Raw genomic sequence first — 14,528 nt, 5'->3', positions numbered from 1 at the left:
AATCAAAGCAGATTGGACGCTATGGCGGAATTGGGCGAAACGCCTGGGCTATTTGAAAGGAGAAGGCACGCGCTCATTCATGCCGCCGCTGGCGTAGTGGTAAACGCGAGCAGGCACGAATCTTTTTGCCGGCATTTCATTCATCGAGGTATAGCGGCATTTATTTTGGCGGTTACTAATATGACCACAGCATGAATCGGCCGCTAAAAACGCAGCGTTGGAACAATGCCGTTTGAAGCGGGAACGCAGTATGATTGTTAAGGTTTCCTTCAGCTTCGCTCCGTACTATTTGCGCGACCACTCGCACCCATGCGGGGCAATAGTTTCGAAAGTTTTTCCCCTAGAAAACTGAAAGCGCCTAACAGGCTTGCTGGAGCGTCCATGAAAACTCTGTTCTTGCAGGCGCCGTCGTATGACGGCTTCGACGGTGGTGCGGGTTCGCGCTATCAGGCCAAGCGTGAAGTGCGCTCGTTCTGGTATCCCACATGGCTTGCGCAGCCCGCCGCACTCATCGCCGACAGCCGCGTACTCGACGCCACTGCAGACGGCCTGTCCGTCGAAGAAACACTAGATATCGCACAGCAATACGATCTGGTAATCATTCACACCAGCACGCCATCTTTTCCCACCGACGCTTTATTTGCCGAAGACCTGAAAAAACGCAAGCCATCGCTGCTACTCGGCATGGTTGGCGCGAAGGTCGCAGTCGATCCGCATAATTCGCTGACCGCGAGCGACGCCATCGACTTCGTGGGCCGCGAAGAATTCGACTTCACGTGCAAGGAAGTCTCCGAAGGCAAACCGTTCCCGCAGATCAAAGGCCTGAGCTATCGCAACGCCGACGGCTCGATCGAGCATAACGAAGCGCGTCCCATTCTGGAGAACATGGACGAGCTGCCGTTTGTAGCGCCGATTTACAAGCGCGATCTGACTATCAAGAACTACTTCAACGGTTATCTGAAGCACCCGTATATCTCGCTTTATACGGGCCGCGGCTGCCGTTCGAAATGCACGTTCTGCCTGTGGCCGCAAACCGTTGGCGGCCATCGCTACCGGGTGCGCTCGGTCGAGAACGTGCTGGAAGAAGTGAAGTGGATTCGCGACAACATGCCCGAAGTCAAGGAGATCATGTTCGACGACGACACGTTCACCGACTTCAAGCCACGTGCTGAAGAAATCGCGCGCGGCATGGGCAAACTGGGAGTGACGTGGTCCTGCAACGCGAAGGCGAACGTGCCCTACGCGACACTCAAGATCATGAAGGAGAATGGCCTGCGCCTTCTGCTCGTCGGCTATGAATCGGGCGACGACCAGATTCTGCTGAACGTGAAAAAGGGCTTGCGCACCGACATCGCGCGGCGCTTTGCGAAAGACTGCCGCACCCTCGGTATCAAGGTTCACGGCACGTTCATTCTTGGTCTGCCGGGCGAGACCCAGGAAACGATCAGGAAGACGATCGAGTACGCGAAAGAGATCAACCCGCTGACCATCCAGGTGTCGCTCGCCGCGCCTTATCCAGGCACCACGCTGTATAAACAGGCGGTGGAAAGCGGTTGGCTCGAAGAGAACAAGGTCATCAATCTCGTCAGCAAGAAAGGCGTGCAACTGGCGGCGATCGGCTACCCGGATCTGTCGCGTGACGAGATGTATCACCAGCTCGAAAACTTTTATAAACGTTTCTATTTTCGTCCGTCGAAGATCTGGGAAATCCTTCGCGAGATGTTGACGAGTTGGGACATGATGAAGCGGCGCTTGCGTGAAGGCGTCGAATTCTTCCGTTTCCTGCGTGCGCACGAGGCGTGAACGCCACGCACCTGCTCGCCGTCACGCTGGGGTACGCGTGCGCAGCGGGCGCGGTCTTCGGGCTCGGGTACACCGTGCTGACCGGTGTGCTGATCGGGCGTTTTTTCAGGCGGCCGGTGGCGCAGCCGGCGAGCTATCCAGCGGTTACGATCGTCAAGCCGTTGCATGGTACCGAGTGGGCGCTGCTCGCTAATCTCGCGAGTTTCTGTCAGCAGGATTATCCGGGTCCCGTGCAATTTCTGTTTGGGGTGCACGATTCAACCGACCCCGCGCTGCAAGCCGTCGATGAACTGCGGCGGCTATATCCCGAAGCGGATATCAGCGTGGTTGCTGATGCGCGCCTCTACGGCCCGAATCGCAAGATCAGCAATATCGTCAATATGCTGCCGCGTGCGCAGTACGACGTGCTGGTGTTCGCCGACAGCGACGTCAGTGTCGCTGCCGATTACCTGCGCAACGTGATCGGCGAATTGCAGAAGCCGGGCGTGGGTCTCGTCACCTGCGTGTATCGCGGCCAACCCGATCCAGGCTTCTGGCCGAGGATGTCGGCCAAGGCTACCAACTATCAGTTTCTACCGAGCGTCGTGACCGGCCTCGCGCTCGGACTCGCGCGTCCCTGTTTCGGACAGACGGTTGCGATGCGGCGCGACACGCTCGACCGGATCGGCGGCTTCATGCCGTTCGTGCGCCATCTGGCCGACGATCATGCCATCGGCGAGGCCGTGCGCATGATCGGCGAGAAAGTGGTGATTCCGCCGTTCACGATCACGCATGCGTGTGTCGAATCGAGCGCGACACAACTGATCGCGCATGAACTGCGCTGGAGCCGCACGATTCGACGTATCGATCCGCTCGGTCATTTCGGCTCGGCGTTGATCCATCCATTGGCGTTTGCGCTGCTTGCCGTCGCGTTTTCGGGTGGCGCGATATGGGCGTGGCAGCTAGCGTTCGCCGCGATGTGCGCACGGCTCACGCTAAAGTTGCTGATCGACCGCGCATTGCGGCAAGCGCATCGCGATCTGTGGCTGCTGCCGCTGTGGGATGTCGTATCGTTTGCAATTTTCGTTGCGAGCTTCTGGTCGTCACGCGTGATCTGGCGAGGCTTCAGTTTCAAGGTGGATGGCGACGGTCTGCTTTCAGCGACGCAGGAAGAACAGGTGGAACAGATATGAATGGCAGGCTGGATCGGCAATGACGGGTGGGTTTTCTGAAAGACCGCTTTCCGCAGCGACGGTAGCGGCAATCGCAATGCATCACGCGCGCGAGGTGTCGGCGTGATGAAACATCTTGGCCGCTTCGCCGCGCTTGCCGGTCTGCTGTTATCGCTGTGGCTGGTGTGGCAGAGCAATCCCGGCGCGGTACTCGGCGCACTGCGCGCCGCTGGCGCGGGCCTCGTGCTGGCCGCTCTCGTTCACGTGTTGCCGATGCTCGCCAACGCCTTCGACTGGCGTTCGCTGATTCGCGGCGCGAACCGGCCCGGCGTCGGCAGGATGCTGCATCTGGTGTGGGTGCGCGAGTCGGTCAACAGCATGCTGCCGGTCGCGCGGATTGGCGGCGAAGTGGTGTCGTTCCGGATGCTCCGGCGCTGGGGCGTGAAGCCGTCGACGGCGGTGGGCAGTATCGTCGTCGACATGCAACTCACCGTGATCAGCCAGTTGCTGTTCACGATGGTGGGCATCGGCTTTCTGTTTGCTCATGCGCAGTCCGACACGTTGCGACTGGCCGGGCAACTCGCATGGGGCGTGGTGGTGCTGACGCCATTGCTGGTGCTGTTCGCACTCGTGCAGCACGCGAGTCCGTTCGAACGCATCACGCGCGTGCTCAACCGGATGACGAGCGGCAAGCTCGCAGCGCTCGTCGGGCAGTCGGCGCAGATCGATCAGGCGATCAGGCTGATCTGGCGCCGTCGTGCAGTGGTACTGCGCTATCTGTTCTTCTGGCAGCCTCTGCAAAGTTTTCTGACGTCGCTGGAAATCTGGCTCGCGCTGTATTTTCTCGGCGCACCTGTGACGCTCGTCGAAGCGGTGGTAATCGAATCGCTGATCCAGGCCATCAGCAGCGCGGCCTTCTTCGTGCCGGGCGGTCTCGGCGTTCAGGAAGGCGGCTTTATCCTGATTGGTGGCGCGCTCGGACTCGACGCGCCAACCTGTCTCGCGCTGGCGGGCGCGCGGCGCATTCGCGATCTGCTGATGTTCGTGCCGGGGCTCGTTGCATGGCAGTTCTTCGAGTCGTCGAACCGTGCACCTGCAGGGGGGCAGAGAGACGGGCGCGTGGTGGCCGGCGACACGCATCGGCACTGAAAAATGCCGGGCGCGCACGGCATACGCGACAAGCGGTGGCAGTCAGTGCGTAGCGTTCAACCCGGTTATTGCGCCTGTGCATACGCCGGAAATGTCACTTCAACCGCCAGACCCCGATCGCCAATCCCGGTTCCCAAACGCAGGCTCGCGCCAAAATGCTCCGCAATACGCGAGACGATCGACAGCCCCAGACCACTGCCGGTGGCCTGATTGCCCGTCGCGCGAAAAAAGCGATTGGTCAGACGGGCGAGATCGTCGGGCGCAACACCTGGACCGTCATCGCGCACGGTGACCTGCACGCGGTCGTCCGTATGCTGGATCGCGACCTCGACACTGCCGCCCGCGCGCCCATACTTGATGGCGTTATCGAGCAGATTGTCGAGAAGAATGCCGATCAGCACCGGCTCCGCATTGATTTCGGCGCGCAGGTCGCCCATCAGCATCACGCTGATGTTTTTCTGCTGCGCATTGCGCTGATTGGCGAGCAGCGCGTTCTTCGCCACTAACGCAGGCTTGAGCGGCACAGCCGACAATTTCTCCTGCACATCCAAACGCGCGAGCAGCAGCAATTGTTCCGCGAGCCGCGCGCTGCGATCCACGCCTTGCACCACACGCTGCATGGCGAGCCGCTGCAACGCGGTGTCCGGTTCCGCAAGCGCGACCTGCGCCTGGACCTTGATGGCGGCGAGCGGCGTCTTCAGTTCATGCGCGGCGTCGGCGGTGAACGCGCGTTCGCGTTCCAGCGCGTTCAGCAGACGCGACAGCATCAGATTGATTGCGTCGACGAGCGGCCGTACTTCAATGGGCGCGCGGCCAATGTCGACAGGCTCCATCCGATGAATATCGCGTGAGCCGATGGCGTCGGACAGCACCTTCAGCGGCGCGAGGCTCCAGCCGATGCTGAACCACACCAGCACCGCGAGCAACGGTAACGCAATCAGCGTGGGCCGGGCAATCCGGCTCGCGACACCGCTCACCAGGTCGCTGCGCGTATTGGCGGGTTCGAACACGCGTACGGTATGACCGAGCGCTGTGTCGCGCAACGTGAACGAGTGATACATCTGGCCACCAAGCATGATGTCCTGCGCGCCGCTCACTGGCGGAACCGGCAGACTCCACGCGTTCAGCGCATGCAATGGCGGACTGCCTGCCAGCACCTCGCCGTTGGCATTGCGCACCTGGAAAAGCGCGTCGCGCGGCAGCGCGTCGTCGTCATCGAGATCGTTGGCGCCGGGTTCGCCGCCTTGTTCTTCTTCACGCACGTCGATGCGCGCATTCGCGAGCGTGGTCAGATTGCGCTGGTCGAGCAACGCGAGAATCTGAGCGAGTTCGGCGAGGCGTGCATCTTCCCATTCGCCGAGTTCGTGCGTGGCCTGACGATAGCTCGAGGTCAACGCAATACCCCAGCACAGCACGATGCTGGCGAGTACCAGCAACACGAGGCGCCGGCGGATCGACGCGCCCATTACATTTTCTCCACGACGTAGCCGATATTGCGCACCGTTTTGATCAAGGCCGCACCGAGTTTTTTACGCAGGTTGGAGATATGGACCTCGATAGCATTGCTTTCGATTTCTTCCTGCCAGCCATACAGGCTTTCTTCGAGCTGCGAGCGCGACTGCGGAATCCCCTGATGGGTCAGCAACTGCATCAGGATCGCCCATTCGCGCGACGTGAGCGGCACGCGCGTACCGGACACGTCGACCGTCTGCGCAGCCGGATTGACGGTCAGATCCTGATAGCGGATCAGCTCGATGCTGCGGCCCTGCGCGCGACGCAGCAGCGCGCGGCAACGTGCGATCAGTTCGGTCAGATCGAAGGGCTTGCCGAGGTAGTCGTCAGCGCCGGCTTCGAGTCCGCCGACCCGGTCGACCACCGTGCCTCTCGCGGTCAGCACGAGCACCGGCACGTCCTTGCCGGCATCGCGCAAACGTCTGAGCAGTGCCATGCCCGACACGCGGGGCAGACCGAGGTCGAGAATGACCAGAGCGTAAGCCGTGGTGTCGAGCGCGAGTCCGGCCTTGTGGCCGTCACGGGTCCAGTCGACGGTGAAGCCGGCTTGACGCAGACCTGCTTCGACACCGTAGCCGATCAGGTCGTCGTCTTCTACGAGAAGTACGCGCATGGGGAATTCCGTTTTGATGTTTATTGCACAACGGTGGGCGCTTTTATGCAAGTTCCGTCTGGTGCAGTCGAAGTTGAACCGTACTGTTCAATCAGCGTTTTATCACGCCAATGCTTAAGGTTTCCTTCAGCTTGAATCGATACTATCGCCACTCGACAGACCACAGTCGCATGGCCTTGACGAGCCGATGAAAGCAGGTGTTTTGTCAGGTTGTCGCGGCGTATCTGTAAGCACATCGATGGAATGAAATTCATCGGTGAAACGCGTTGCAGAAGCGCGCGTTGCATCCCGTCAGGTCGCGAGACTACGTCATGAAAACAGTCACCGTCGACATGCTGCGAGCTCATCTGCTGGTCGCCTCGCTCACTGCCGCGGGCGCCGAGGCGCTGGTCTGCGTCGCGTTGCTGGTATTGCCGGTCACCCAGGCGTTCTTCAGCTCGGCATCGTTCAGGTTGTTTGCGATGGCGGTGATCGTGGGCGGCGTGATCGTCGCGCGCGAATTCGCGCAGGCTGCGTTTGAATCCGCTATCGAAAAACATCACGCAATGCCGGTCAACCGGTCCGCGTGGCCGGTTGAATTCGCGGTGGAAGCGGATTGTCCGCGGCGCTGGCTGGTCGTTCTTCATTTGCGGCTGTCGGGTAAGCCGTTCGTGCTGGCCGGGCATTGACGGAAGCGGGCAATCGCGACGCGCACCGCCAGGGCTCCTACCGACGGGCGCATTCTTCTTCTCTTCTCCATACCATCGCGTACCGGTCGCAAACTTCACGTTCGTCTGCGCAGGTGAGACGAACGGAACCTGCTTTAGATAGCCTGCTTCTTCATCAGCAACTTAGCAACACCGGCAGCACCAGCACCAGCACCAGCGGCAACTGAACGATCAACCCCGAGATGATCGCAATCGCCAGCGGCTGCTGCATCGCCGAACCTTGTCCAAGCGCGAATGCCAGCGGCAATAACGCCAGAATGGCGGCGATCGTCGTCATCGCGATAGGGCGCAGACGATTGCGGCCCGCGCTCAACAGCGCCTCTTCGAACGGCATCTCGTCGTCCCGCACCAGCGCCTGCAACTCCGACACGCAGAAGATCGCGACTTCGGTGACGATACCGATAATCATCGTCATGCCCATCATCGCGAAGATATTCCGTTCAATGCCGGTCATCCATAAACCGATGAATACGGCGCCCGCTGCGAGCAGTGGCATGGCCATTACCGCCAGCGCGACGCGAAAGCGTTCGTATAGAAACAGCAACAAGCCGAATACGAGAGCAATCGCCGCGCCGAACACGGTTAGCAAGCCTTTGAATGCGATCTGCTGTTGCTGGTACAAGCCGCCTAGCTCGTAGTACACGCCGCCCGGCAACAGGCGCTTCCGAAAGCCCGCACGGGTTGCGCGATCGCAGCGACGCACGGATCGCGCTTGATATGGCCGTGGGTGTAGCCGCTGTCGCGGAATCACTTAACGTCAATTTCGTTGCTCTGAATGGATGGGCAGCATGGTGATATTGACGCCGGCCGATGCCTCGTGCCGGCAGCGAAAATGATTTTATCCGCGTGCTGTTATCGCGGATGATTCGCCGCAGGTGTTAAGGAAACGTTAAGCTCGCTCACACGACAATGCGGGCCAACTGGATAGAGGAGAGGGCCATGCGTCTACTACTGGTTGAAGACGACGACATGATTGCCGAGACGGTGCTCGGTGCGATGCGCCGCGCCGGCTATGCGATCGATTGGGCCGAAGACGGTCGTGCGGCGGAGTTGTCGCTGGGAAACGGTGTGTACGACCTCGTACTGCTCGATCTCGGTCTGCCGAAGAAAGACGGTATCGAGGTTCTCAATGCCTACCGCAAAAACGGCGGTGACGCGCCGGTCATCATCCTGACCGCGCGGGACGCGGTAGACGAGCGGATTCGCGGCCTCGACGCTGGCGCAGACGACTATCTGATCAAACCCTTCGACCTCGACGAACTGGCCGCACGCGTGCGCGCGCTGTCGAGGCGGCGCACCGGACAGAAACAGCCGGTGTACACACACGCTGAGCTCACGCTCGATCCTGCCGCGCACGAAGTCACGCTGAACGGCGCGGCACTGCCGCTCGTGCCACGCGAGTTCGCGTTGCTGCAGGCGCTGATCGAACAGCCTACGCGGGTCTTCACGAAGGCCGAACTCGAAGAGAAGCTATATGGCTGGGGCGAGGAAGTCGGCAGCAACACGATCGAAGTGCATGTGCACAGCTTGCGTCGCAAGATCGGTGCGGAGCAGGTCGTGACCGTGCGCGGCGTGGGCTATCGCCTGAAGAGGTGTGGATGACGTCGATTCGCCGCTGGCTGCTGGGCTGGCTGATTTTCGGCATGGCAGCGGCGTCGGGCGTCGCCGGTTACGGCATCTTTCATACGGCGCGACACGAAGCCAGCGAGCTTTTCGATTACGAACTGCGTACCGTCGCGCTGTCGTTACCGTCGAACCTGACAGGCATCGGCAACGGCGAGCATCACGATCCGGATCTCGGCGATCTGGCCGACGACCGCATCGTCATCCAGATCTGGAACGGCGACGGCGCACTCATTTATCACTCGAGCCAGGAGCCGGTGTTCGCGCGTCAGCCGCCGGGGTTCAGCACGGTGGAACGTGGCCGCCATCACTGGCGCACGTTCGCGGCCGAACAGAAAGGGCGCTACGTGCAGGTCGCGCAGCCCGTCTCGGTGCGCGAGGATCTCGCGATGCAACTCGCGTTGCATACGCTCTGGCCGCTCGCATTGCTGGTGCCGGTGACGATCGTGCTGGTGCTGCTGGTGGTCGCGCGCGGACTCGGACCGATTGGCGGCCTGTCGCGCGCGCTGACAACCCGTTCAATCGATTCGCTGGAGCCGCTGCGTCTGGACGGCACGGTGCCGGTCGAGATCAGGCCGCTGGTCGACGCACTCAATGATCTGTTGCAACGGCTGCACACGGCGTCGCAGGCGCAGCGCACGTTTATCGCGGATGCCGCGCATGAATTGCGTTCTCCGCTTGCCGCGCTGAAGTTGCAACTCCAGGCGGCCTCGCGTGACGGCTCGTTAAAGGGCGAGGGGCAGGCACTCGAGCGTGTCGAAGGGCGCGTCAACCGGATCATCCATCTGGTACAGCAACTCCTGACACTGGCGCGCGAAGACGCGCACCTGGTGACGTCGATGACGCCGGTCAGCCTGCGCCGGATCGGCGAGCAGGTCGTCGGCGATTTTTCGCTGCTGGCGGAGGCGAAGGAGATCGACCTCGGTCTCGAATGTGAGGGCGCCCAAACGGCTGACGACGCGTACACGGTGCTGGCCGAGCCGCACGGCATGAACGTCCTGCTGGCGAATCTGGTCAACAACGCGATTCGCCACACGCCTCGGGGCGGCCGTGTCGATGTGATCCTCCGGCGCATGGAGGGCGGGGGCGTCGGGCTGGCGGTGGTCGATAGCGGCTCGGGCATTGGGGAGGCCGAACTCGACCGGGTTTTCGACCGGTTTTATCGCGGCGAGAACGCGCAGGGAGACGGCAGCGGGCTTGGTCTCGCGATTGTGTCGCGCATAGCGGGGCGGCATCAGCTCGACGTTTTGCTGCGCAATAACGTCGGCCGGCCGGGTTTGTGCGTTACGGTATCGGGGTTGAAGGCGCAGCACGACGACGTGGGGGCGCCCGTCAGACCGTGATGAAGGTTCACGGTTCGTGAAGTCATGATTTCCGACGCAGTCAAGATCATCGGAAGCTATCATTTCGCTGTCGATCAATCGACAATTCAAACGCCTGAAACTACAAAAACGCCGCAAAAATCCTACTCTTTTAGCAACATGGCGATGTCACGCCATTCCGCCTGGCAGCGTTGTCACAAGTGCGTTTGCGCACGCTGCTACAATCTCGTCTTTCTCAATCGATTGTGCGCTATGGGTTTCGAACAACTCGCTGAACTGAAGAAGCAACTGGCTGCGGCACGTGCCGAAGCTGCGCCTGCCGCCAAAACCGGTGCCAAGCCCGCTTCAAAGCATGCCTCCAATGCTGCTTCTAACCCGGCTTCCAAGCCAGGCGCCAAGGCGGCTTCCCAGCCCGGCGCGAGGCCTGCGCGCAAGCCGGCGCATCCGCGTCGCGACGCGAACCCGGCCGCCGTCGACGCCAAACCGGCGGTCGAGGCCAAACCGGTAGACCCGGTGGTGAAGTCGATTGGGCGGCTGCAAAAGCGTTTCCCGATTGCGTTCCCGAAGAATCCGGCGCCTAAATTGCCGCTCAAGGTCGGTATTTTCGAAGACCTCGTCGTGCATGCGAAAGATCTGTCGTTGAGCGAAGCGGAGTTGCGCGACGCGATCAAGACATGGTGCCGTGGCAGCCGCTACTGGAAATCTCTCGTCGAAGGCGCGGCACGCGTCGATCTGACGGGCGCCGAGGCCGGCCAGGTCACCGCGCAGGAAGCGGCGGGCGCGCAGCGTTTGCAGGCGCACCGGGCGAACCGGAGCGCAGCGAAAACCGCCGCCGCGACGGCGACCGCAGCGCAGGCAGCGGATACGGCGGATGCAGCGGCACCGGCAGAACCGGCAGCGGCCGAACCGGTCAGCGCGCCGCAAGCCGGCTCGCCAGACGCACCGGTCAGCAACGAAGCCACTGCCGCTCCGGCAAGCCCGACCGACACTCCGCCGGCTCAACCCGAAGCCTGAAGAAGTCTGAAGAAGCCTGAAGCGAGCCAGCCCGCCTACGGGTGGCTCGCCTGCGCCGCGGCCGTCAGCCGGCCGCGCACAAATCCCACATGCTCACGCAGCACGTAAAACGCATCGGCATAGGCTAACGGCATCCGCAGCCGGTTCAGCGACGCCTCGATCTCATCCAGTTGCGCGAAGAGCTGCTTGCGTTCGTCGTGGGTGAGTTGGGCCAGGGCGCCGCGCTCGATCGCAATCAATGAGCCGTAGTACCGATAGATGCGCGAGCGCACCCGCCACCGGTAGAGCGCTGGAATCAGGCGCATGGTCGGAAAGAGCAGCACGGCCATCGGCAGCAGCAGAACCAGCGTGCGGTCGCCGATGCTCGCCAGCCAGAACGGCAGCGTCCGGTACAGAAAACTTTTACCCGTCCTGTAGTAACGCTGCGCGTCCTCGCTGATCTGATATTCGCGGGCGACCGGATTTGGAAATTCCCCACCGTGTTGCAGTAGCCCCGGCATCCCATGCACTTCCTGCGCGGCTTCGATCAGCAGATCGGAGATGGCCGGATGCAGATTGGTTCGCGCGACGAGTTCGGCGGTCGGGCTGATCAGATGCACCGTTTCAGGCGGAATCCTGTACTTCAGATCCAGCACGCCAGCGGGCAGTGTGATGTCGGCCAGATAGGGGAAGAGGCGCGTATACGCGCTGGCTTCGTCGAAATTCATCACGGAAATGCCGGGCACTTTGAGCAGTCGCAACATTAGCGGGCGGGTTGCCGAGTCGCCGTTCAGGATCGCTGCGTCCACTTCGCCCGACACCAGTTGCGTGGCCGCCTGCAACCCGTCGCTCGGCACCAGCGTGGTGCTGCCGCCCGGCCCGATGCCGTTGGCCGCCAGCAACGCGAGCGAGAGCAGGCGCGTGCCGCTGCCTTCGCGGCCTATCGCGATCCTTTTACCTTCCAGTTGCGAAAGCTGCGTCAAGCCCGTGCCCCGATAAAACACCACCACCGGGATATAGAAAACGCTGCCGAGCGACATCAGCGACGACGTGTCGATTCCTTCGGCGACGCCCCCCTGCACGAGCGCAAGATCGACATGCTGTTTCGGGTCCAGCAGACGTTGCAGGTTCTGCACCGAGCCATCCGATTCCAGCACGTTCAGCCGCACGCCATTGCGAGCCAGGATCTTCTTGTACTGATTGGCGGCCACAAAAAATGAACTGTCGCGCGAACCCGCGCTGATGGTGATGGTCTTCGGCGGCGCCGGATCGACCAGCCAGATGACCAGCGTGATCGTCAGCAGGATCAGTGCGGCGACGATCAGGTAGGGCACTGTGTGGTCGCGCCACTCGACATGGTGACCGCCGGGAAAATGCGGGGGATGCGGGCGCTGCGCTTTCATGGGCGGTCCGTGGGGGGCCTGAATGATGCATTGTCCACTGTCCGGCGCGTGTTTGCCGTCGGCAGTTTGCTCTATTGACCGTGGCATAATCCGCGACAGCTTCTCATCGTGTCACCGGGCGAATCTTGAGTCGTTTCTATCGGAAGATCGGCAGTTGGCTGGGATTGCTCGCGATCCTGATGGCCACGCTCGCTCCGACGATTTCGCAAACACTCGCGGCGCACAGCGATCCACGTGCGATGCCGGACGCGCATTGCGACATGGCGTCGATGCAGTCAATGGACGCCATGCCGCAGATGGAGTCGATGGCGTCCATGCACGGCGACCCGGCTGACGACACCTCTCACGCAGCGTCCGCCGCTGACGATTCCGCCGGCAAGCACACGCAGATGTCCAATGGCGACGCGTGCGGCTATTGCAGCCTGCTCGCGCACCTGCCGGTCATGCCGGGCGTCGAGACGCTGTTCGTCGCCGCTGTGCGGACCCGTCAGCATGTCGTCGCCACCCGCTTCGAGAGCGTTCGCCGCGTCGAACCGCTCACCTTCGCGCAACCACGCGCCCCTCCGTTCATCGTCTGATCCGGGTTCTCATTGCCCGATGCGCTCCGGCGCATCGCGGCGGCTGCCGCACGTCCGCGCGTCTATTCGGGGCGTGCGTGCCGGCATTGTCACGACCGATCAAACAGGATGAACCATGCAGAAACCATCAGTACGCAGCGCTCGCACGCTGCGCGCGGCGTCGCTCGTCGCGGCCGGCCTCGCGCTAGCCGCGCCGTCGCTGGCGAACGCACACGCGATTGCGGGCGACCGCGTCTTTCCGTCGACGATGGCCGTCGACGACCCCGGCGTCGGCGACGAAGCCAACCTGGAATACGGCCATCAACGCGTGCCGGGCGATAACGGCGATCAGAGCATCAACACCTTCGACTTCGAATACGACAAGCTGATCACGCCGAGGCTGGCGGTGTCCGTCGACGGGACGTATGCGATGCAAAACAATCCGCGGGCGCGCGGTTTCGACAACTTCGGCGTGGGGCTGAAATACCTGCTTTACGTCAACGATGCGCATGAATTCATGACGTCGGTTGGCGTGGACGCCGAACTGGGCGGCACCGGAAGCCGTGCGATCGCCGACAACTTTTCGACGATTTCGCCGACCGTATACGCCGGCAAGGGCATGGGGGATCTGCCGGATTCGCTTGCCTATTTGCGGCCGGTTGCCATCACTGCCGAAGCCGGGCCCGCGCTCACCACCGGCGCGGGTCAGCCGAACGCGTTCAACTACGGCGTGACGGTGCAGTACAGCCTGCCGTACCTGCAGCAACACGTGCACGACGTGGGTTTGCCGCAGCCGCTGGCGAGTCTGATTCCGCTGGTCGAAATTCCACTCTCGCGAAGCCAGGGGCAGACAACCGGCACGATCAATCCGGGCTTTATCTGGCTGAACCGTTATGGGCAGTTCGGGGTCGAGGCGCAGGTTCCGATTAATCGCGCGAGTGGGTCGCATGTGGGCATTCTCGTGCAGGCGCATATCTTCTTCGACGACGTTGCACTGACCACGATTGGCAAACCGCTGTTCCAGTAAAGCAGGAGAGATGAGATGAAAAAAGTTTTCGGCAATCTAGGTCTGCGTGGCGTCGCGAAACTGACGACGCTTGTCGCGGGATTCGCGCTGGCAGGTGCGGCATGGGCGCATGTGTTTCCACAGAAGCAGGAGCCCGGTGCGGGCGCGACGGTGACGTCGCCTGCTCAGGTGCGCGTGATTTTCGACGGGCCGCTGGAGCCGGCGTTCAGTTCGCTGACCGTGACCGATGCCAGCGGCAAGCAGGTGAACACGGAGAAGTCCGCGGTCGATCAGCACGACGCGGCGGTGATGACGGTCGCGCTGCCGACGCTATCAGCGGGGCACTACAAGGTCAACTGGGTGGCAGTGGCGTCGGACGGGCATCGAACGCATGGTGATTATTCGTTCGATGTGAAGTAATACGGCGGAGCGGGGGGGCGCTGTGTTGTGGGGTGCATGGCCGCTCGTTATCCGTTCGCGACACGGGACGACGGAACAACTGGCAGAGTATCCCGTTGACCGTCGCAATGCTCCAACGTGCTATTGAGCTTCGCGTATGGGACAGCCAGCACTTGAGCGGGGCGGATAACAAGTCAGATAAGGAATGACCGGAACGGCCCGCTCAAATGCGGGCCGCCGTTGCCGGCGTACGTTGCTAATCGAGCCAAAGAACGTGCGGTGAGCACGCT

14 protein-coding genes are annotated in these 14,528 nt (G+C 61.8%); 10 read left to right on the top strand and 4 right to left on the bottom strand.

The genetic code is table 11. The annotated features are described in order from the left end of the window. Positions 1-381: 381 nt before the first annotated feature. The 3 genes from hpnJ (at position 382) to LMG28727_RS02860 (ending at position 4,103) form a co-directional block, all read left to right on the top strand. Complete coding sequence (hpnJ, locus tag LMG28727_RS02870; protein ID WP_201640778.1) at positions 382-1,803, top strand: hopanoid biosynthesis associated radical SAM protein HpnJ; 1,422 nt, start codon at positions 382-384, stop codon at positions 1,801-1,803. Next, positions 1,800-2,975: a bacteriohopanetetrol glucosamine biosynthesis glycosyltransferase HpnI gene (hpnI, locus tag LMG28727_RS02865; RefSeq protein ID WP_201640777.1), complete on the top strand. Its 1,176-nt coding sequence runs from the start codon at positions 1,800-1,802 to the stop codon at positions 2,973-2,975. The genes hpnJ and hpnI overlap by 4 nt, the downstream gene beginning before the upstream one ends. 105 nt (positions 2,976-3,080) lie before the next feature. After that, positions 3,081-4,103, top strand: coding sequence for a lysylphosphatidylglycerol synthase domain-containing protein (locus LMG28727_RS02860; RefSeq protein WP_201640827.1), 1,023 nt, complete (start codon positions 3,081-3,083; stop codon positions 4,101-4,103). Between the two features lie 65 nt (positions 4,104-4,168). Here the strand turns inward: LMG28727_RS02860 and LMG28727_RS02855 are convergent, their stop codons facing one another. Continuing rightward, positions 4,169-5,569, bottom strand: a complete 1,401-nt coding sequence (locus LMG28727_RS02855; protein WP_201640776.1) for an ATP-binding protein — start codon at positions 5,567-5,569, stop codon at positions 4,169-4,171. Beyond that, positions 5,569-6,228 carry a response regulator gene (locus LMG28727_RS02850; RefSeq protein WP_201640775.1) on the bottom strand — a complete coding sequence of 220 codons (660 nt, stop codon included), beginning with the start codon at positions 6,226-6,228 and terminating at the stop codon, positions 5,569-5,571. Before LMG28727_RS02850 ends, LMG28727_RS02855 begins: the two co-directional genes overlap by 1 nt. Positions 6,229-6,539: 311 nt before the next feature. Between LMG28727_RS02850 and LMG28727_RS02845 the strand changes: the two genes are divergently transcribed. Next, a complete protein-coding gene (locus LMG28727_RS02845) occupies positions 6,540-6,896 on the top strand; it encodes a hypothetical protein (protein WP_201640774.1) in 357 nt (118 codons plus the stop codon). Positions 6,897-7,050: 154 nt separating this feature from the next. Here the strand turns inward: LMG28727_RS02845 and LMG28727_RS02840 are convergent, their stop codons facing one another. Then, entirely contained in the window at positions 7,051-7,638 is a 588-nt protein-coding gene (locus tag LMG28727_RS02840; RefSeq protein ID WP_236591568.1) for an efflux RND transporter permease subunit, read from the bottom strand. A gap of 236 nt (positions 7,639-7,874) precedes the next feature. Here LMG28727_RS02840 and LMG28727_RS02835 point away from each other — a divergent pair, with 236 nt between their 5' ends. From LMG28727_RS02835 to LMG28727_RS02825, 3 genes are all read left to right on the top strand, one after another. Beyond that, complete coding sequence (locus LMG28727_RS02835) at positions 7,875-8,537, top strand: response regulator (protein WP_201640773.1); 663 nt, start codon at positions 7,875-7,877, stop codon at positions 8,535-8,537. Beyond that, on the top strand, positions 8,534-9,901 hold the full coding sequence (locus LMG28727_RS02830; RefSeq protein ID WP_201640772.1) for an ATP-binding protein: 1,368 nt from the start codon (positions 8,534-8,536) through the stop codon (positions 9,899-9,901). The genes LMG28727_RS02835 and LMG28727_RS02830 overlap by 4 nt, the downstream gene beginning before the upstream one ends. Positions 9,902-10,132: 231 nt before the next feature. Then, positions 10,133-10,894, top strand: a complete 762-nt coding sequence (locus tag LMG28727_RS02825; RefSeq protein WP_201640771.1) for a ProQ/FinO family protein — start codon at positions 10,133-10,135, stop codon at positions 10,892-10,894. A gap of 35 nt (positions 10,895-10,929) precedes the next feature. Here LMG28727_RS02825 and LMG28727_RS02820 read toward each other — a convergent pair whose 3' ends face one another. After that, positions 10,930-12,276, bottom strand: a complete 1,347-nt coding sequence (locus tag LMG28727_RS02820; RefSeq protein WP_201640770.1) for a TAXI family TRAP transporter solute-binding subunit — start codon at positions 12,274-12,276, stop codon at positions 10,930-10,932. A 122-nt stretch (positions 12,277-12,398) separates the two neighbouring features. Here LMG28727_RS02820 and LMG28727_RS02815 point away from each other — a divergent pair, with 122 nt between their 5' ends. The 3 genes from LMG28727_RS02815 (at position 12,399) to LMG28727_RS02805 (ending at position 14,259) form a co-directional block, all read left to right on the top strand. After that, positions 12,399-12,854 (top strand): DUF2946 domain-containing protein, encoded by a 456-nt coding sequence (locus LMG28727_RS02815; protein WP_201640826.1) that lies wholly within the window; start codon positions 12,399-12,401, stop codon positions 12,852-12,854. Between the two features lie 115 nt (positions 12,855-12,969). Further along, the gene (locus LMG28727_RS02810; protein WP_201640769.1) at positions 12,970-13,860 is read left to right on the top strand and encodes a hypothetical protein; all 891 of its coding nucleotides are present in this window, start codon (positions 12,970-12,972) and stop codon (positions 13,858-13,860) included. A gap of 15 nt (positions 13,861-13,875) precedes the next feature. Then, a complete protein-coding gene (locus LMG28727_RS02805; RefSeq protein WP_201640768.1) occupies positions 13,876-14,259 on the top strand; it encodes a copper resistance CopC family protein in 384 nt (127 codons plus the stop codon). Positions 14,260-14,528: the final 269 nt, after the last annotated feature.

The organism is Paraburkholderia metrosideri (assembly GCF_904848625.1).
Lineage (GTDB): Bacteria > Pseudomonadota > Gammaproteobacteria > Burkholderiales > Burkholderiaceae > Paraburkholderia > Paraburkholderia metrosideri.
This window is presented reverse-complemented; position numbering and strand designations above follow the sequence as displayed.